This is a genomic window from Kitasatospora sp. NPDC092948, assembly GCF_044754805.1.
Lineage (GTDB): Bacteria > Actinomycetota > Actinomycetes > Streptomycetales > Streptomycetaceae > Kitasatospora.
This window is the reverse complement of the sequence record NZ_JBIVPU010000006.1, coordinates 1-16,051: the sequence shown is the minus strand read 5'-3', so window position 1 is coordinate 16,051 and position 16,051 is coordinate 1. Positions and strand designations below refer to the sequence as shown.

Annotated in this window: 19 protein-coding genes; 7 read left to right on the top strand and 12 right to left on the bottom strand. The window is 72.1% G+C overall.

Annotation, left to right across the window (positions count from 1 at the left end):
• Positions 1 to 98 precede the first annotated feature (98 nt).
• Both ACIQF6_RS19365 and ACIQF6_RS19360 read left to right on the top strand, forming a co-directional pair.
• Positions 99 to 755 (top strand): NADPH-dependent F420 reductase, encoded by a 657-nt coding sequence (locus tag ACIQF6_RS19365; RefSeq protein ID WP_400896464.1) that lies wholly within the window; start codon positions 99 to 101, stop codon positions 753 to 755.
• 758 nt (positions 756 to 1,513) lie between these two features.
• The gene (locus ACIQF6_RS19360) at positions 1,514 to 2,257 is read left to right on the top strand and encodes a PIG-L deacetylase family protein (protein ID WP_400896462.1); all 744 of its coding nucleotides are present in this window, start codon (positions 1,514 to 1,516) and stop codon (positions 2,255 to 2,257) included.
• On the opposite strand, the gene ACIQF6_RS19355 is transcribed toward ACIQF6_RS19360, so the two are convergent.
• The 4 genes from ACIQF6_RS19355 to ACIQF6_RS19340 form a co-directional block, all read right to left on the bottom strand.
• Positions 2,244 to 2,945 (bottom strand): hypothetical protein, encoded by a 702-nt coding sequence (locus tag ACIQF6_RS19355; protein ID WP_400896460.1) that lies wholly within the window; start codon positions 2,943 to 2,945, stop codon positions 2,244 to 2,246. The genes ACIQF6_RS19360 and ACIQF6_RS19355 overlap by 14 nt on opposite strands.
• A gap of 66 nt (positions 2,946 to 3,011) precedes the next feature.
• Positions 3,012 to 3,701, bottom strand: a complete 690-nt coding sequence (locus ACIQF6_RS19350; protein ID WP_400896458.1) for a DedA family protein — start codon at positions 3,699 to 3,701, stop codon at positions 3,012 to 3,014.
• Positions 3,702 to 3,737: 36 nt separating this feature from the next.
• Positions 3,738 to 3,938, bottom strand: a complete 201-nt coding sequence (locus tag ACIQF6_RS19345) for a DUF1918 domain-containing protein (protein ID WP_400896456.1) — start codon at positions 3,936 to 3,938, stop codon at positions 3,738 to 3,740.
• 156 nt (positions 3,939 to 4,094) lie between these two features.
• Positions 4,095 to 4,763 carry a TetR family transcriptional regulator gene (locus ACIQF6_RS19340; RefSeq protein WP_400896454.1) on the bottom strand — a complete coding sequence of 223 codons (669 nt, stop codon included), beginning with the start codon at positions 4,761 to 4,763 and terminating at the stop codon, positions 4,095 to 4,097.
• A gap of 152 nt (positions 4,764 to 4,915) precedes the next feature.
• Here ACIQF6_RS19340 and ACIQF6_RS19335 point away from each other — a divergent pair, with 152 nt between their 5' ends.
• Positions 4,916 to 5,680, top strand: coding sequence for an adenosylcobinamide amidohydrolase (locus ACIQF6_RS19335; RefSeq protein ID WP_400897263.1), 765 nt, complete (start codon positions 4,916 to 4,918; stop codon positions 5,678 to 5,680).
• Between the two features lie 115 nt (positions 5,681 to 5,795).
• Here ACIQF6_RS19335 and ACIQF6_RS19330 read toward each other — a convergent pair whose 3' ends face one another.
• Positions 5,796 to 6,002 carry a DUF6011 domain-containing protein gene (locus ACIQF6_RS19330; RefSeq protein ID WP_400896452.1) on the bottom strand — a complete coding sequence of 69 codons (207 nt, stop codon included), beginning with the start codon at positions 6,000 to 6,002 and terminating at the stop codon, positions 5,796 to 5,798.
• Between the two features lie 293 nt (positions 6,003 to 6,295).
• Here ACIQF6_RS19330 and ACIQF6_RS19325 point away from each other — a divergent pair, with 293 nt between their 5' ends.
• Positions 6,296 to 6,739, top strand: a complete 444-nt coding sequence (locus ACIQF6_RS19325; protein ID WP_400896450.1) for a hypothetical protein — start codon at positions 6,296 to 6,298, stop codon at positions 6,737 to 6,739.
• A gap of 35 nt (positions 6,740 to 6,774) precedes the next feature.
• On the opposite strand, the gene ACIQF6_RS19320 is transcribed toward ACIQF6_RS19325, so the two are convergent.
• The 4 genes from ACIQF6_RS19320 to ACIQF6_RS19305 all read right to left on the bottom strand — a co-directional run bounded on the left by ACIQF6_RS19320 (position 6,775) and on the right by ACIQF6_RS19305 (position 8,973).
• Entirely contained in the window at positions 6,775 to 7,257 is a 483-nt protein-coding gene (locus ACIQF6_RS19320) for a hypothetical protein (protein WP_400896448.1), read from the bottom strand.
• A 13-nt stretch (positions 7,258 to 7,270) separates the two neighbouring features.
• Complete coding sequence (locus tag ACIQF6_RS19315; RefSeq protein WP_400896446.1) at positions 7,271 to 7,639, bottom strand: ArsR/SmtB family transcription factor; 369 nt, start codon at positions 7,637 to 7,639, stop codon at positions 7,271 to 7,273.
• Positions 7,636 to 8,082, bottom strand: coding sequence for an SRPBCC domain-containing protein (locus tag ACIQF6_RS19310; RefSeq protein ID WP_400896444.1), 447 nt, complete (start codon positions 8,080 to 8,082; stop codon positions 7,636 to 7,638). Before ACIQF6_RS19310 ends, ACIQF6_RS19315 begins: the two co-directional genes overlap by 4 nt.
• 105 nt (positions 8,083 to 8,187) lie before the next feature.
• Positions 8,188 to 8,973: a beta-glucanase gene (locus tag ACIQF6_RS19305; RefSeq protein ID WP_400896442.1), complete on the bottom strand. Its 786-nt coding sequence runs from the start codon at positions 8,971 to 8,973 to the stop codon at positions 8,188 to 8,190.
• Between the two features lie 189 nt (positions 8,974 to 9,162).
• On the opposite strand from ACIQF6_RS19305, the gene ACIQF6_RS19300 reads away from it, so the two are divergent.
• Entirely contained in the window at positions 9,163 to 9,849 is a 687-nt protein-coding gene (locus ACIQF6_RS19300) for an aspartate/glutamate racemase family protein (protein WP_400896440.1), read from the top strand.
• Positions 9,850 to 9,989: 140 nt separating this feature from the next.
• On the opposite strand, the gene ACIQF6_RS19295 is transcribed toward ACIQF6_RS19300, so the two are convergent.
• The 3 genes from ACIQF6_RS19295 to ACIQF6_RS19285 all read right to left on the bottom strand — a co-directional run bounded on the left by ACIQF6_RS19295 (position 9,990) and on the right by ACIQF6_RS19285 (position 13,903).
• Positions 9,990 to 10,751 carry a DUF4279 domain-containing protein gene (locus tag ACIQF6_RS19295; protein ID WP_400896438.1) on the bottom strand — a complete coding sequence of 254 codons (762 nt, stop codon included), beginning with the start codon at positions 10,749 to 10,751 and terminating at the stop codon, positions 9,990 to 9,992.
• A 139-nt stretch (positions 10,752 to 10,890) separates the two neighbouring features.
• On the bottom strand, positions 10,891 to 13,314 hold the full coding sequence (locus ACIQF6_RS19290) for an ATP-binding protein (protein WP_400896436.1): 2,424 nt from the start codon (positions 13,312 to 13,314) through the stop codon (positions 10,891 to 10,893).
• A 211-nt stretch (positions 13,315 to 13,525) separates the two neighbouring features.
• Entirely contained in the window at positions 13,526 to 13,903 is a 378-nt protein-coding gene (locus tag ACIQF6_RS19285) for a VOC family protein (protein ID WP_400896434.1), read from the bottom strand.
• A 64-nt stretch (positions 13,904 to 13,967) separates the two neighbouring features.
• Between ACIQF6_RS19285 and ACIQF6_RS19280 the strand changes: the two genes are divergently transcribed.
• Both ACIQF6_RS19280 and ACIQF6_RS19275 read left to right on the top strand, forming a co-directional pair.
• Complete coding sequence (locus ACIQF6_RS19280; protein WP_400896432.1) at positions 13,968 to 14,921, top strand: helix-turn-helix transcriptional regulator; 954 nt, start codon at positions 13,968 to 13,970, stop codon at positions 14,919 to 14,921.
• Positions 14,922 to 15,239: 318 nt separating this feature from the next.
• Complete coding sequence (locus ACIQF6_RS19275) at positions 15,240 to 15,443, top strand: hypothetical protein (protein ID WP_400896430.1); 204 nt, start codon at positions 15,240 to 15,242, stop codon at positions 15,441 to 15,443.
• Positions 15,444 to 16,051 lie beyond the last annotated feature (608 nt).

The window sequence follows — 16,051 nt, the reverse complement described above, 5'->3', positions numbered from 1 at the left end:
AAGGTGCGTTCGGATTTTCTGGACCGCTCCGAAGCCGGATTCTCGGGATCGGTCCGAAGCGTTCGAAGCGGGCGGGACGAACGGGGACGGAGTAGCAAATGCGGATCGGAATCATCGGCACCGGAACGGTCGGGCAGACCCTCGGCAGCAAGCTGGTGGCACTGGGCCACGACGTCACCCTCGGGTCGCGCAGCAAGGGCAACGCCGCCGCCACCGACTGGGCCGAACGCAACGGCCCGCGCGGGCACGCCGGCACGTTCGCGGAGGCGGCCGAGTTCGGCGAACTGGTGATCGTCGCCACCGGCGGCACCGTCGCACCCGCCGCCGTCGCGCTCGCCGGCCCGGCGAACCTGGCCGGAAAGACCGTGCTGGACGTCTCGAACCCGCTGGTGTTCTCGCCGACCGGGGAGATGACACTCGACCCGGTCAACACCGACAGCGTCGGCGAGCAGCTCCAGCGCGCACTGCCCGAGAGCCGGGTGGTGAAGGCGCTCAACACCGTCACCGTGAGCGTGATGGTGGCGCCCGACCGGGTGCCCGGCGAGCACCAGCTGTTCGTGGCGGGGGAGGACGCCGAGGCGAAGTCACAGGTCACGGCGCTGCTCGGCGAGTTCGGGTGGCCCGCGGAGCGGGTGCTCGACCTCGGGGGCATCGACGCGGCCCGGGGGATGGAGATGCTGATGCCGTTCTGGATGCGGCTGATGCGGCACTACGGCCACGCCGACTTCAACTACTCGATCCGCACGGCGGACTGAGTGCAACCGGCTCCCGCCCAGCCCAGGACCGAACGCGGGGGGCCGAAGCCGGTTCCGCACGGAGGACCGAGTGGAACCGGACCCCCGGGGCCGAAGCCCGAATCCGGGGGCGGAAGTCGAAGCCCGGGGGCGGGCGCCGAAGCCCGGGGGCGGGGGCCGGAGGCCGGAGCCCGAACCCGGGGCCGACGCCGACGCCGAGGTTGGAGCCCGAACGCGGCGCCGAAACCGAGGCCAGAGCCGAGGCCGGAAGCCGGGGTGGAAGCCGAAGTCCGGGGGCTGGGGCCGGAGCCCAACCCGGGGTCGACGCCGAAGCCGAAGCCGAGGCGGAGCCCGGGCCCGAACCCGGGGTCCGAAGCCGAAGCCCGACGCCGAGGCCAACGCCCGAACCCCGGGGCCGGGGCCGAAGCCCGGGGCCGGAGCCCAACCCGGGGCCGACTCCGACGCCGACGCCGGGGCCGAGGCGGAGCCCGAACCCTGAGCCGAAGCCGAAGCCGAAGCCGAAGCCGAAGCCGAAGCCGACGCCGAAGCCGAAGCCCGGGGCCGGGGGCCGGAGCCCAACCCGGGGCCGACTCCGACGCCGAGGCGGAGCCCGAACGCTGGGCCGAAGCCCGACGCCGAGGCCAACGCTCGAACCCGGGGTCCGAAGCCGAAGCCCGACGCCGAGGCCAACGCCCGAACCCCGGGGCCGGGGCCGAAGCCCGGGGCCGGGGCCGAATTCGGGGTCGGAACCCCGGGGCGGAACAAGGAAAGGTGCCACCATGAGCAACCCCACCGAGCAACCCCCGTACCTCCCGCTGGACGAGGACTGGACCACCGCCCTCGCGATCGTCGCGCATCCCGACGACATGGAGTACGGCGCTGCCGCCGCCGTCGCCCGTTGGACCGCGCAGGGAAAGCGCATCAGCTACTTGATGGTCACCAGCGGTGAGGCCGGCATCGACGGCATGGAGCCTGAGCAGTGTCGGCCGATCCGCGAACGCGAACAGGTCGAGTCGGCGGCGGTGGTGGGCGTCGACACCGTCGAGTTCCTCGGCTATCCGGACGGCATGGTGGAGTACGGGTTGCCGCTGCGCCGCGACCTGTCGCGGGCGATCCGGCGGCACCGGCCGGAGATCGTGATCACCACCAACTTCCGGGACACGTACGGCGGGAGGTTCCCCAACCAGGCCGACCACATCGCCGTCGGCCGGGCCGCGCTGGACGCGGTGCCGGATGCCGGAAACCGCTGGGTGTTCCGCGAGCTCACCGCCGAAGGCCACCGGCCGTGGAACGGCGTCCGGCAGGTGTGGGCGGCCGGCTCGTCCGACAGCCGGCACGCCGTGGACATCACGGACACCTTCGCGGCCGGCGTCGCCTCACTGGAGGCCCACCGCGCCTACCTGGCGGGCCTCAGCGGGGACATGGCCAATGCCGCCGAGTTCCTGGAGGCGATGGGCCGGATCGCCGGTACCCGCCTCGGCACCACGTTCGCCTCGGCGTTCGAGGTGATCAACTTCCGCTGAGCCCCGGGGTCGTCCCCTCGGGCCGGTCACCGGAGTCGCTCCCGGTGGCGGTGTGGCCGCTGGCGGTGTCCTCACTGCCGGTGTCTTCGCTGAGGACGAGCGCGAGGTCGCCGAGGTCGAGGCGCCCGAGTTCGCCGAAGTGGCGGACGCCCGGGGCGAGCAGGGCGACCGCGGAGGCCAGCAGGAACGGGTCGACCCGGCACAGGCTGGTGTCGCGGCGGACCTGGGTGGCCGTCCGGTAGATCTCGACGAACTCCGGATCGTCTATCCGGGTCAGGAGTTGGTTGAACATGATCATGGCCGGGTGGTCCGCAGGAGCCCGGAACGGGCTGGCCCCGGGGGCGGTGCGTCGGAAGACCACCAGCTCGGTCCTCCAGTGGTCGCTGCGGTGCAGGGCCACGGCCAGGACGTCGGACCAGGGGATGGTCTCGGCGCGGCGGGGCAGCCAGAAGTGGTGGAGCGTGACCCCCCGTTCATCGAACTCCACGCTCTTGCGGCGGCTGGAGCAGACGACCAGGAAGAGCAGCACGATCGGGCTGAGCAGGAGTTCGACGTGGTGCTCCAGCCCGAAGCCGGGGATGAAGCACACCGCGATGGCCACGGACATGCTCAAGGTGCAGAAGGTGGGGAGCCGCGTCCACCCGTGCCGGATCACGTACGAACCGCTGAAATCGTATCTGTGCACCATGATCCACATGATGGCGCACGGCAGAGTTGGCGTACAGAGAGATCACCGCTCGTTATTGACGGAGAGTCAGCGTCGACCGTCGGCCGGAACGTCCTCACCGCCGTCCTGGTGCGGGATCCGGTCACCGGCGTCCTGCGGCGCGCGGCGCCGGTGGCGGAGCCAGGCACGGCAGACGAGTAGGCCGAGCACGGCCAGGACGGTGACCAGCAGCAGGACCTGGTAGCGGACGGCCTGCCGGTACAGGGCGGTGATGTTGCTGCCCGCGTAGGAGCCGACCGCCGCCCAGACGCCCGACCACAGCACGGCGCCCGCCGCGTTGGCGGGCAGGAAGCGCCGCAGCGGCATCCCGGTGGTCCCGGCGACCAGGCCGTTGGTCTGCCGCAGGCCGTCCACGAAGCGGGCGCCGGTGACCACCAGGGTGCCGCGGCGGCGGAAGAAGTCCTCGGCGCGGGCCATCCGTTCCGGGGTGAGCCGCAGGTAGCGGCCCCAGCGGTGGACGAACGCCAGGCCGCCGGTGCGCCCGATCAGGTACGCCGCGCTGTTGCCGGCGAACGCGGCGAGCACCGCGACGGTCAGCACCACGGGCAGCGACAGCTGCCCCGCGCCCGCGTACACCGCGGCCAGCACCAGGATGGTCTGGCCGGGCGCCGGGATCGCGCAGTTGTCGAAGAAGACCAGGACGCCGACCGCCAGGTAGCCGTAGTCGTCCAGCAGCGGCGCGAGCTGGGCCAGTGGGCCCGGCAGAGGTGGTGGCAAGTGGGACCGCTCCTCCCACCGGGCCGTGGCCCGGGATCAGCGCTGCTCTTCGGCGAGCCGGTGCTCGACGAGGCAGTCGGGGCCGGGGTAGACGAGGCCCTCGTGGCCGTCCTCGAAGCGGACAACGTACGGCGGCTCGCCGTCGGCGCCGCGCACCTCGACGATCTCACCCTTGCGATCGGTCATGCCGACCGACCTGCTGAACATGTGGACGTGGTCTCCCACTGTGGCTTGCATCGCTGCTCCTGCGGTTCGGCGGGACCGGTGGGCCGGTGGCCGGGACCGGTGGGACGGGGGCGAACCCCTGTTTCCACTGTGCGGCGGTGCTCCGGGCGGTGCAATGGCGGAACCGGTCAGCCCACGGTGCGCGGCGGTCCGGTCACCCGGCGGGTGTCAGTCGGCGGTCGGCGGGGCGGCGAGGTAGCTGCGGACCAGGCGCTTGCACTCCGCGATCAGCTGCGGGTCGCCGTCCGGGTCGGCGCGGAAGGCGAGCTTGAGGACGGCGTCCGCGCACTCCATGGCGACCCGCAGGGCGAGCGCGTAGCCGGGGGCGGCGAACAGGTCGCCGCTGATGGTGCGCAGGCGCAGCGCCACGGCCGCGTTGTTGTCGAGCTCGGCGTCCAGCAGGTGCAGGTCGTCGATCTCGGCGGGGACGGCGTCGACCAGGCCGAAGTCGAGGTGGCCGAAGCCGGGGAGGGCGCGCTTCATCGCCACGAACTCCTCGACCGCGAGGTCGGTGAACTCGGCGACGCCCGGGCGCCCCGCGGCGTCCACCCGGCGGGCCAGGCCGTCCAGGAAGGACGCCAGGTTGCGTTCGGCGAGGGCGGCGAGCAGGCCCTCCTTGCCGGAGAAGAACTGGTACAGGGTGCCGATCGGCACCTCGGCGCGGAGCGCGACCTCCTTGGTGGTCAGCCCCGTCGAGCCGACCTCGTCGAGCAGGCCGGCGCAGGCGTCCAACAGCCGCTCGTACCGCTCCTGGCTGCGTTGCTGGACCGGGCGGCGGCGGGCGCCGGCCACCGGGGCGCGGGAGGCGGAGGCGGGTGCGGAGGGCTGCGCGGTCATGGCGGACACTCTGCCGCATCGGGTCGCGTCGCGGCCAATCCCGGTGCCGGGCAGGCGGGTCGGTGTGATTGGGTGGCCGTTCGACGACGGACGGGAACGTTCCGGCAGCCGCGGCGGCGGTGCTGGATCGGGTGGTGGAGCGGGAGGCGGAGGTGGCGGGCGTGGACGGGTGGCGGCCGGTGACGGTGCAGCGGGCCGGACGGCTGGAGGACGGCGGGTGCCGGCACCTGCTGGTGTGGCGGGCCGGACCGGGTTGGCGGATGGTCAGCTCCGGGGTGCTCGGCGGCGGCCTCGGCGAGCGTCACTGGGTGCTCAACGCGCAGGTCCGGGCCGGCTACGGCCGAATGGACCCGGACCTGCACCTGGCCGAACTCGCCGCCGCACAGGGCCTGGTGGGCCCCGGAGTGGGCCTGATGACGGCCGCCGAGGTGGACGCCTGCACCTGGGCGGAGGACGGCGGCGTGACGGCCGTGGTCACCACCGGGATCGGCGTGCCGACCTGGGCCGCTGCAGCTGACGCATCGTCAAATTCCACTCCGGGGGAGGAGTTGTACATCCCCGGGACGATCAATGTGCTGGCGGTGGTCCCGGCGGCGGTGGCGGACGCCGGGCTGGTGAACCTGCTGGCGACGGCCACCGAGGCGAAGGTGCAGGCCCTGCTGGAGGCCGGTCGCGACTGCTCCGGCACCCCGTCGGACGCGGTGTGCATCGCCGTGCGGACGCCGGTCGCGGGCGAGCCGGCCGAGCCGTTCGGCGGCCCGCGCTCGCACTGGGGCTCCCGACTGGCGCGGGCGGTGCGGGCGGCGGTGTTCGAGGGTGCGGTGCTGGACCGCGAGCGCCGCGCCGAGTGGGACGGGCCGCCGGTGCACCCGGCGACGGTGCCCGGCTGCGAGCTCGCGGACGTCCTGACGTCCTGACGCCTTGACGCGCTGACGCGCTGGCGTTCTGACGTGCTGGGGTCCTGACCTGCTGGCGTCCTGACCGGGCGTGGGTTTCAGCGGGGCGGGGGAGGCCGGGGTCGGTCAGGGGTGGTCAGGTGCCGGGCAGCTGATCCTGGTCGATGACGTACACCCGGGTGCGCTCGGGCTCATCGGCGCAGTGCTTGCCGAGTTTCTCCCACCGGGACTCGGGGGAGCGCAGCGGCCGGTGGCACCGACGGCACCGGACGACCGGGGCGGGGCGGCGCTCGACAGCTGTCCCCGGCAGCGGTGGTTCGACGGTTTTCAGGACGGTGCTCATCCCTCCAGTTCATCATTGCGCCCCGGCGGCCGTGCGACGGGGGCTGCCTCTGAGGCACGGCGGGCTGTTGATGCCCGGTCGGCGACCGGGCGGCGGGCCCGGACCGCGGCGTGGTGGGGGAGTCGTTCGGACGTGCTGGTGACGCTGTCCTGGCGTGGGGTCAGGCCGGTGCGGGCCAGCGTGGTCCGGTGTCCGGGTCGCCGAACCACACCCACTGCTCGTGGGGTGTGACGGTCATGCCGTAATGGGCAGGCTGCCGCCCGTGGCCGCGGCGGCTTCGCTACGGTGCTGCCATGCCGAAGACGAGCGTCGACAACGACACCGAGAACTTGCTCTGCCTGTGGCTGGAGCCCTGGGGCACCGATCACTGGATGCGTCCCGGAGAGCAGTTCACGGTCGTCACCGAGGGCGAGCCCGAAGAGTCGCCCTTCGACGTGGTCGTTCATGATCAAGGCATCAGCGTCTGGGTGAACACCGCCGACGCCGCCGAGGTCTTCGACAGGGACGGCAACGAGGTGCTGTGCGGCCATCAGCGCCCGATCGAGGCGGTCAGGCAGTTCCTCGCCGGCGCGGAGACGCTGCTGCACCACGTCGAGGGCGGGTCGGTCGGCGGGTCGGCCACGCACCAGGAGATGGCCCGCAGCCACTACGAGCGGCTGCGGCAGGAGCTGGCCGAGGCCGAAGCGGCGCGAGAGGGCGAGTCGCACGAGACGGACGGCGTCGGCAGCGTCCTGTGAACGGGCTTGCCGAGGCCGACGTGAGCCGCCGTCGTTCAGGTGTGTGCGGGGACGGCGACGCGGAGATCGAGGAGCTGTTGCGTGTGCACGGGCACGTGGTTCTCGGCGAGGCCGTCGATGAGGCTTGCCAGCGGAATCGGCTGGTCCAGGATGAGTGCGCCATTGGACAGGAGGAGCGACGGCACCGGAACCGCGGCGGCTTCCTCGCCGAGCCGATCGGCGATGTCGCACAGGACCGTGGCCTGGCTCCGGACGTGATCAATCAGGTCCGCCCGGCCCGAGTGCCCGGTGATGATCCGGTCGAGGTTCCAGGTGTCGAGGGAGATCCGGTTGTCGAAGGTGGGCCGCGAGCCGGCGACGACGGCCAGGGCAACCGCGGCGATCGAGGCGTCGACGCTGAGGAGATGGGCCAATATCTGGTCGGCGTTCCATCCTCCGTCGTCCGCGTCGCCGAGGTCGGGGACGGCCGCCGCATCGAGCAACCGCTCGTAGGCGCTGCGAAGTGCTGTCGTGTCCATAGCGTGCTTCCCTTCAGTCGGGGTGTGTCGAATGCGCATCCCGCTCCGCTGCCTCGGCGACGCGCTTGATGTTCGCCAACCGGCGGTCCCAGTCGGCCGCGAGCGAGGCCATCCACTGTGCCGTCGCGTCCAGCGCCGCGGGCCGTACCGCGTACCGCACCTCGCGCCCGATGCGGCTGCCGGACACCAGTCCGGCGGCGTCCAGGACGGCGAGGTGCTTGACCACCGCCTGCCGCGAGACGGGAAGGTGTTCGGCCAGTGCCGTCGCGGTGGCCTCGCCCTGTGCGGCGAGCAGGTCGAGCAGTTGACGTCGCGTCGGGTCGGCCAGCGCACCGAGGACACTGCCGGCGACCTCGCCGGCGCCGGGACGTTCTTCCGTCACGGGCAGGGCTGTTCGGCGCGCGTCTTGAGAGCGTCGAGCTCCAGGGGCCAGCCGGCGCTGTGGTCCTTCAGGTTCTGACTGCGCAGTTCCTCGGACCCGGCCAGCGTCGCGAACCCGCTCTCGACGACGAGAAGCCGCGTCTGGTCGCCTTCCGGGGTCAACGTGAACTCCACGAGGGTGCTGTTGTCCTCGCGCAGCGCTTCTCCGGGGAACGCGCTGGTCCAGCGGTACGCCAGGTACGTGGGCGGCTCAACCTTCTCCACGCGCACCGGGAAGTCGCCGTGCTCGGCGTTCCTCGCCGTCATCGACTCCCCTTCCCTGGCCACGGTGCCGGGCAGGCTCGCCTTGTCGGCCACCCAGAACCCCGGCTGGGCCACCAGCGACCAGACCCGCTCCAGGGGTGCTGCGATCAGGATTTCGCGTTCGATCCGGTCCTCGCCCATGAGGGACTCACTCCTCTGTCATCGCCGTTGAGTGCAACTGTAGAGTTGCACATCGACCCCTGAGGTGCAACCTGTGGGTTGCACCTCAGGGGTCGTCGCACGCTGTCAGCGGTTTGAAGTGCCGGTCGGCGCCGGGGTGTTGCGCAGCACGCGCAGGCCCTGGACCTGCCAGGAGATCCGGCGGACGTCGGGGCGGGGGCGCAGGTGGCCCCACTGGCCGGCCGAGACGGAGAGGTTGACGATGATCCAGGCCCGCCAGTCGGCGCCGACGCCCAGGCCGTCCGCGTGCACCTGGTGGCCGTCCACCGACCAGACCACCGAGTCGGTGCCGAAGCGGCAGTCGACGGTGAACCAGGTGCCGGGGGTGACCAGGCCGTCCAGGTAGGCGGGGCTTCCCGGGTTGACGTGGTTGCTCAGCTCCAGCATCTGCGGGTGGTCGGGGTGGTACTCGAGGATGTCCACCTCGCCGTGGCCGGGCTGCGAGCGGCCCGCGGCGACGTCCCGGCCCCACGTCCAGATCGCCGGCCAGGCGCCCTGGGTGGCCGACAGCAGGCAGTGCGCCTCCAGGACGTCGTTCGGTCGGAGCTCGAAGCCGCCCTGGGTGTTCTCGGTGGTCACCAGCGGCGTCCGCCAGCTGAACGGGTTCTCCCGCACCGCCGTGAAAGTGTCGCCGTCCGGGCCGTAGCCCGGCACCAGGTGGTCCAGCTTGTTGTCACCGCTGTTGCGGCCGGTGGACGGGTACGCGGAGGTGGCGCCGGCGGCCCACTGCGAGCCGTCCGAGAACGGGGCGTCGAACACGACGGTGGGGGTGCCCGGGTCGGTGGGGGCGACCGGATCGGTGGGGGCGACCGGATCGGTCGGGTCGCCGTTCGGGGGGATCACTTCGGTCACCGGACACTCTCCCGGGTCGTGCGATTGGTTCATCCGAGGGCATTCCCGGCAAACCGTCCCGCGACCGTCCGAACCACCGGCGCATTGAGGTGCGAGCGCCGGAGCAGGGGCGTGCGAGGGCGCGCGGCGGACCGGGCGGGCCGGTCCGGGCGGGGCTGGGCGGCGGGCCCGGTGTGGCAGAGTGGCGCGATGAAGACGATCGGCCTGCTCGGCGGCATGAGTTGGGAATCCACGGCGGAGTACTACCGGCTGCTCAACCAGCTGACCCGGGAACGACTCGGCGGGCTGCACTCCGCCAAGTGCGTGCTGCACTCGGTGGACTTCGCGGAGATCGAGCAACTCCAGGCCACCGGCCAGTGGCAGGCGGCCGGCGAACTGCTCGCCGACGCCGCCCGGTCCGTCGAGGCCGCCGGCGCGGACCTGCTGCTGATCTGCACCAATACCATGCACAAGGTCGCCGACCAGGTGGCCGCCGCAGTCGGCATCCCGCTGCTCCACCTCGGCGACGCCACCGCAGAAGCCGTGCTGGCCACGGGAGTTCGCCGGGTCGGACTGCTCGGCACCGCGTTCACCATGGAGCAGGACTTCTACCGCGACCGCCTCGCCGGCCACGGCCTGGAGGTCCTCGTCCCGGACGCGGCCGGACGCGAACTCGTGCACCGGGTGATCTACCAGGAGCTGTGCGTGGGAGTCGTCCGGGACGAGTCCCGCGAGGCCTACCGGAAGGTGATCGCCGAGCTGGTGGCCGCCGGCGCGCAGGGCGTGATCCTCGGCTGCACGGAGATCGAACTGCTCATCGGCGCGCAGGACAGCCCGGTGCCGGTGTTCCCGACCACGCGGATCCACGCGGCGGCGGCGGTGGCGGCAGCGCTGTGAGTTGAGAACGTGCGGGGCAGTCGGGCGATCACTCGTTATACGGTCCCGGTTCGTTCATGTTCATGTTCGAGGTCGAGGCCCGAGGTCGAGGTCGTGGCCGAGGTCGAGGCCCGAGGTCGAGGTCGTGCACCGGACGCCGATCAGTCGAGTTGTTTGAGGGTGTGCTGGAGCTCACCGGTCTCCAGCAGCCTGACGATCGCCTCCACCATTCCCGCGATGCCCGGGGAGCGGACGATCAGGCCGTCGGAGCACGAGAAGTGCCTGCTGCCCAGGACCTCTCCGGTGCCGTCCCACCGGTTCATCAGCCGGTCGACTTCGTCGATGGTCAGGAATGTCGTGCTCCACCGTGATCCGTCAGGGAGGAGGACTTCGGCGTCGATGTTGTAGACGTAGTCGGGGTGCTCGTACGGATCCGGAAGGAAGCGGATCTCGAATGCGTCGTTGCGGACTCGGTAGAAGGGGCCGTCCCATTCTGCCTCGACATCGGTCAGGTCAGGAGCGTCGGCCGTCTCATGGGCGCCGGCGTAGTTGTCGGGGGCCTGTGGGTGCAGGTCCAGCTCGATGTCCAGGCCGAAGTCCGCCACCTCTCGCAGGAGTGCGGCGGGGAAAGCGCAGCCGCCCTGGCCGTTCTTACTGCCGTAGCCGAGGTACAACTCCATCGTGCAGTCGGCGGCCAGGCTCGCCAATTCGTCGCGCTTGCCGGCCAGATGACGGAGGAGGACGGCGACGTGCTCCTCCGGCCACCGGTCGTTCTCCAGGCCGCTCCGGAGAATCCAGATGGCGGCCTCACGCCGACGGCTGCGCGGATTCCGTGGATTTGTGAGGCTTCCCTGCTCGTACTCGCGATCAGGGGTGATGCCCAGCCGCACCGATATCTCACTCGCGCGGAGAGTCTGGCTCACGATCCGCAGGGACCCGGCCGACCACTTCGATTCCGGCATCGCCGGCAGCTCTGTCGATTCGTCAGACACGGCGACACTATGGCAGCTCGCCTTATGCCGGGCCAGCAGGTTTCTCGGGGGCTGCTGCGCCTCACGTGCCTCAGTCTGTCGTCCCGGTTCCTTGCGCGTCGTTGTGCCGGTGGGCGGGCTTCGGGTCGCCGTTGTGCCGGTCGGCATGCTTCGGGTCGCGGTGGTTCGGGTCGGCTTCGCTCTTCCGAATCAGCTCGCGTACCTTGGCGGCCTTCGGGCTGCCGATCTCGGAGAGGACGGCGTGTGCGGTCCGCCAGTAGGAGACGGCCTCGGCCGTCCGGCCCATGGCGTCGAGGGTGTCGCCGAGGCCGGAGAGGCTGGTCCCGTAGTTGTCGCGGTCGCCGGACTCGTCGGAGATCTTCTGTGCCTGGAAGTAGAAGTCATGGGCGCGTTCGGCCTGGTCGAGGCGCAGGTGGACCTCACCGAGATTGTTCAGGATGACGCATTCACCGCGGCGCTCACCGCACGATCGGGCCGCGGTGAGGGCGTGCCGGAAGTAGGTGTTCGCGGAGTCGAGATCACCGAGCAGGTAGTACGAGACGCCCAGGTTCACCTGGCAGATCATCACGCGCCGCCGGTCGCCGTGTTCTTCGTTGAGCGCCATGCTGCGGGTGAGGATGGCGATCGCCTCGGCGGGTCGGCCGGTGGAGTTGTAGAGGTTCCCCAGATCGCCCAGGGCCTGACCCTCACCCCGACTGTCGTGCAACTCCCGGTAGATGCCGAGTGCTTCGGAGATCACCGCCTCCGCCTCCTCGAACCGGGACAGTTGGTGGAGCGAGGCGTGGGCACCCATCAGATTCCAGGCGGCCACCGGCCGGTCGTCGCGGGCCCGGGCGGACTCCACCGCGACACGGTGCGCCTCCAGACTGTGCGTCCGGTGGAACCGGAGATTGCGGAAATGGTCGAGAACGATCGGCAGTTTCCAGGTGGTTTCGTACTGGTCCTGCTCGGCCGCCGCGCGATGGGTGGCGACCAGGTTGGCGTGCTCCGTGTCGAACCAGGCCAGGGCGGCCTCGCGCGAGTCGAACCGTAGGGGCGCGAGGTCGCCGGCGGCGGCCGGTTCGGGAAGTCCGGGGGCGTTCATGGCAGTTGCCGCACTGTGCGCGGAGCACAGGAACCATCGGGCGAGCCGGTCCAGTGCCGCCGAGGCCTCGACGGCCGTACTGCTCGCGGCCGTGTCGACGGCGTAGGCCCGCAACAGGTCGTGGAGTTCGTAACGGCCGGGCCTGCCCTGGCGGACCAGGTTCTCGTCCTGGAGCAGTTCGAGCGCCTCCTCGGCCTCGTCGGCGGGGACACCGGCGAGCGCGGCCACGATGGCGGGGGTGAAGTCGGGGCCCGGGTGGTGGCCGAGCAGGCGGAAGATCCGCTGCAACGGCTCGGTCAGTCCGCGGTAGGACAGGTCGAAGACCGGGCGCAGCGCGCGGCCGCCGGCCCGGATCGCCGCCAGGCGGCCCTCCTCCAGTCGGTCGGCCAGGTCCGTCAGGCTCCAGGCCGGTCGGGACCGCAGGCGGGCGGCGGCCAGCGCGAGGGCGAGGGGCAGGCGGTCGCAGTACCGCACGATCCGGGCGGCCGCCTCGGGGTCGGCGGCCACCCGGTCGCGGCCGGCGATGCGGACCAGCAGCTCCACGGATTCGGCGTCGGAGAAGGTGTCGATCAGGTGCGGGGTGACGCCGTCGAGCCCGGCGAGGCTGCGGCGGCTGGTGACGAGGACCAGGCAGTCGGGGCCGGCCGGGACGAGATCGCGGACCTGGTCCTCGTCCGCGGCGTTGTCGAGCAGGACCAGCGCGCTGCGGTTCCGCAGCCGGTCTCGGTACATCGCCGCCCGTTCGCTGCGACCGGCGGGGATCTGCGGTGCAGGAACCCCCAGCTGGCGCAGGAACGCCTCCAGCACCGCCGACGGGTCGGCGGGCGGCAGGTCGGGGTCGAACCCCCGCAGATTGATGTGCAGTTGGACATCGGTGAAGTGCCCGTCGCGGACGAGCCGGTGCGCGGCGTGGACGGCGAGCTGGGTCTTGCCCACCCCGGCCATGCCCTCGATCGAGGAGATGACGACCGTGTTCGCGGCCAGGCCTTCGCGGCGGTCCGTCGCCGCCCTGATCAGCCGGTCGAGTTCCGCGCCGCGCCCGGTGAAGGTGGCGAGATCCGTGGGCAACTGGCCGAACACGCCGACCGGGCCGTCGGACCTGGCCGGTGAGTGGACCTTGATGCAGGCCTGGCGCCAACTGCCGACCTCGGCCTCGTCCACGCCGAGCGCCCGGACGACCGCGATCACGAGGTCCAGGTCCAGGCGGCGCCGACCGGCCTTGAACGTGTCCGCCACCGTGGTCGTCGGCAGGACGCGCGGCGGCCGCATGAGCGACCCGACCCGCTTCGCCAGCACCCGGTACGAGGGCATCCCCGCCCACGCCCGCAATTCCCCCAGCAGACCGACGAACTCGGCCAGATCACCTGCCCGGCCCGGATCCGGCAGCGCCCCCCGCTGTTCGGTCACCATGCCCCCCGCGTCGTGAACCCGCCTTCCCGGCAAGCGGATTCTAGGGGTGGGTGTACGGACTTGTACGGAGAACGGGACGGTGCCCTCCGGCCGAACAGGACGGCGTCCTCCGGCCGAACGGAACGGCGCCGTCCGGCCGAGCCGCCCGGTGCCTTCCGGCCGAGCCGCCCGGTGCCTCCGGTCGAGCCGGCCGGCGCCGTCCCTGCGGACGTCAGGCCAGGACGGACACGCAGAACGGATGCCCGGCCGGGTCCAGCAGCACCCGCCAGCGCTCGGGGTCCGGCTGGAACTCGGGCAGGACGGCGCCCAGCGCGACCAGCCGGGCCTGCGCGGCGTCCAGATCGTCGACGCCCAGGTCGAGGTGGGCCTGCTTCGCCCCGGACTCGTCCGGCCAGCTCGGAGGCCGGTGGTCGGCCACCCGGTTGAAGCCCAGGCCGGCCGCGTCGTCCCGGCCGAGCAGCACGAAGCCGTCGGAGGCGTACCTGACGGGCAGGCCGGTGGCCGCGCCGTAGAAGCGGGCGAGTTCGGCGGGGTCCGGGCAGTCGAAGGTGACGGCCGACCAGCGGAAAGTGGTGTTCCCAGTGCTCATGCCGCAGACGCTACGGCCCGACCAGGACAGGTTCTGTCCTGGTCGTACGGCACACTTCCGGGACGTGATCACCACCTCCGCCCGGCTGCTGCGGCTGGTCTCGCTGCTGTCCACCCGGCCGTCGTGGACCTGCGGCGAACTGGCCGACCGGCTCACCGTCACCGAGCGCACCGTCCGGCGCGACATCGCCAGGCTCCGGGAACTCGGCTACGGCGTCGAGTCCGACCCCGGCCCCTGGGGCGGCTACCGGCTCCGCCCCGGGAACCGCGTGCCGCCGCTGGTCCTCGACGAGGAGGAGGCGCTCGCGGTCGCCGTGGGACTGCGCGAGGCCGCGCTCAGCGGCGTCCTCGGCGGCGACCAGGCCGCACTGTCGGCCCTGCTGAAACTCCGTCAGGTCCTGCCGCCCCGGATCGCCGACCGGCTCGGCGAACTGGACGCCGCCCTCGCCCACACCCCCAGGACCGGCGAACCGCCGCTCGTCCCCGGCCTGTTGCTCGACCTGGCCGCCGCGTGTCGACGCGGCGAGCGCAGCCGGCTCTCCTACCGCGACCGGGAAGGGAAGGCCACCGTCCGGGAGGTCGACCCCTACCGCCTGGTCAGCACCGGCCGCCACTGGTACTTCGTGGCCCGGGACGTGGCACGCGACGAGTGGCGGACCTTCCGCGCCGACCGGGTCGCCCGCATCCACCCCACCGGCCGCCCCGTCGAACTCGCCGACCCGCCCGACCCCGCCCTGCTGGTCTCCCACTCCCTCGCGCGCGCCGCCTACCCCCTCTACGTGACGATCCGCCTCCCCCTGCCGCTCGACCGGGCACTGCGCCTGATCCCGCCCACCGTCGGCACCCACCGCCCCGACGGCCCGGACGCCACCATCGCCGAAATCGGCGGCCCCGACGCGGACGGCCTCGCCCGCTACCTGCTCGGCCTCGCCACCCCCCTGTGCGTCCTGGCACCCGACGAGGTACGGCACGCACTACTGCACCGCACCCGGGACCTGCTGGAGCACAACGTCCAGTAGGGCAACGGGCGTTGGCGGTGACGGCGACCGGGCCCGCTCGCTGCCGGAGGAGGCCGGTTCGGGAACCGCGCCGGACGACCGTATGCGGGGCACTCCGGGGGGCGGCCGGTTGCGGTGCGGTTGCGGTGTCTCGCCTCGGTGGCGGTGGGTGCCTGAAACATCCCAGATCTGTGGGATGTCCCGCGCTCGCCGGCGCTGCCAGGATGCCGCTTACGGAGCCGAACACTCCGGCCGGGCCCGGGAGTTCGGGTCCCCGCGCAGCGTCCGCGTGGGGGCGCGCCGGAGTGGCCGGCCGTCCTGAAGGAGGAACCCCCACCCATGAAGATCCGCCGCCTCGCCGCCACCGTCGCCGCCGCAGCCGTACTGACCCCGTTGCTCGTCCTCGCCACCGGCGCCCAGGCGAACGCCCTGCCGGCCCCGATGACCAAGTCGGAGCAGTGCAGGGCGGCGCTCAACGTCAACATGGTGTACCTCCCCGCGGCTGTGGCCCAACGGCAGTACCTCCTCTGCATGGGGGAATGACCACGCTCGCGGCCCCCGGCGCCGGCCGGGGAAGCCGGTAGGAGCAGGCGGCGGATCGTCCGGGAGGTGCAGGTCTTGTCGGCCACGGCCCGATCGGGCTTGGTCCTAGGCCGCCCGCCCTCGACGTGCGGAACGCGGATGGCGTCGAGGGTGGCGGGCAGCACCGTGCAGTCGGCGGTGCTGCCCGCGCTCGGCGCGATCGACAGCGGCAGGCCCCGTCCGTCGACCGGCCAGGTGGACCTTGGTGCTCGGCCCGCGCCAGGACCGGCCGAGTGCCTCGCAACCGGTGCCGGATCATCCGATTCGTCCTCGGACCGGGCCCCTTTTTTGCGGGTACAGGCCGCGTGCTGGCGGACCTTGGCGGCGGTGGAGGAAGCCTCGGCGTCCCCGGGTGGCGGACGCCACTTGCAAATAGCCCGCGTCAGCAACTATTGTCGACGCAAGTAAGGGGCGATTGCATTGAACCTTCGAGGCTGTGATCGCTCCGGGCGGTGAATGCACCGTCCCCCGGCTCCTCCGTTCGAAAAGGCACCACCATGACCCTCAAGAACCTTCTCCCCGGCAAGCTCGGCTTCGGCACCGCCCCGCTCGGCAACATGTTCCGTGCG

Excerpts from the sequence above, each read along its gene's own strand:
- ACIQF6_RS19310 (WP_400896444.1), bottom strand. The coding sequence starts at position 8,082 with ATGGGCGAGGACCGGATCGAACGCGAAATCCTGATCGCAGCACCCCTG.
- ACIQF6_RS19360 (WP_400896462.1), top strand. The coding sequence starts at position 1,514 with ATGAGCAACCCCACCGAGCAACCCCCGTACCTCCCGCTGGACGAGGAC.
- ACIQF6_RS19340 (WP_400896454.1), bottom strand. The coding sequence starts at position 4,763 with ATGACCGCGCAGCCCTCCGCACCCGCCTCCGCCTCCCGCGCCCCGGTG.
- ACIQF6_RS19320 (WP_400896448.1), bottom strand. The coding sequence starts at position 7,257 with ATGGACACGACAGCACTTCGCAGCGCCTACGAGCGGTTGCTCGATGCG.
- ACIQF6_RS19285 (WP_400896434.1), bottom strand. The coding sequence starts at position 13,903 with ATGAGCACTGGGAACACCACTTTCCGCTGGTCGGCCGTCACCTTCGAC.
- ACIQF6_RS19290 (WP_400896436.1), bottom strand. The coding sequence starts at position 13,314 with ATGGTGACCGAACAGCGGGGGGCGCTGCCGGATCCGGGCCGGGCAGGT.
- ACIQF6_RS19365 (WP_400896464.1), top strand. The coding sequence starts at position 99 with ATGCGGATCGGAATCATCGGCACCGGAACGGTCGGGCAGACCCTCGGC.
- ACIQF6_RS19355 (WP_400896460.1), bottom strand. The coding sequence starts at position 2,945 with ATGGTGCACAGATACGATTTCAGCGGTTCGTACGTGATCCGGCACGGG.
- ACIQF6_RS19330 (WP_400896452.1), bottom strand. The coding sequence starts at position 6,002 with ATGAGCACCGTCCTGAAAACCGTCGAACCACCGCTGCCGGGGACAGCT.
- ACIQF6_RS19275 (WP_400896430.1), top strand. The coding sequence starts at position 15,240 with ATGAAGATCCGCCGCCTCGCCGCCACCGTCGCCGCCGCAGCCGTACTG.
- ACIQF6_RS19345 (WP_400896456.1), bottom strand. The coding sequence starts at position 3,938 with ATGCAAGCCACAGTGGGAGACCACGTCCACATGTTCAGCAGGTCGGTC.
- ACIQF6_RS19325 (WP_400896450.1), top strand. The coding sequence starts at position 6,296 with ATGCCGAAGACGAGCGTCGACAACGACACCGAGAACTTGCTCTGCCTG.
- ACIQF6_RS19300 (WP_400896440.1), top strand. The coding sequence starts at position 9,163 with ATGAAGACGATCGGCCTGCTCGGCGGCATGAGTTGGGAATCCACGGCG.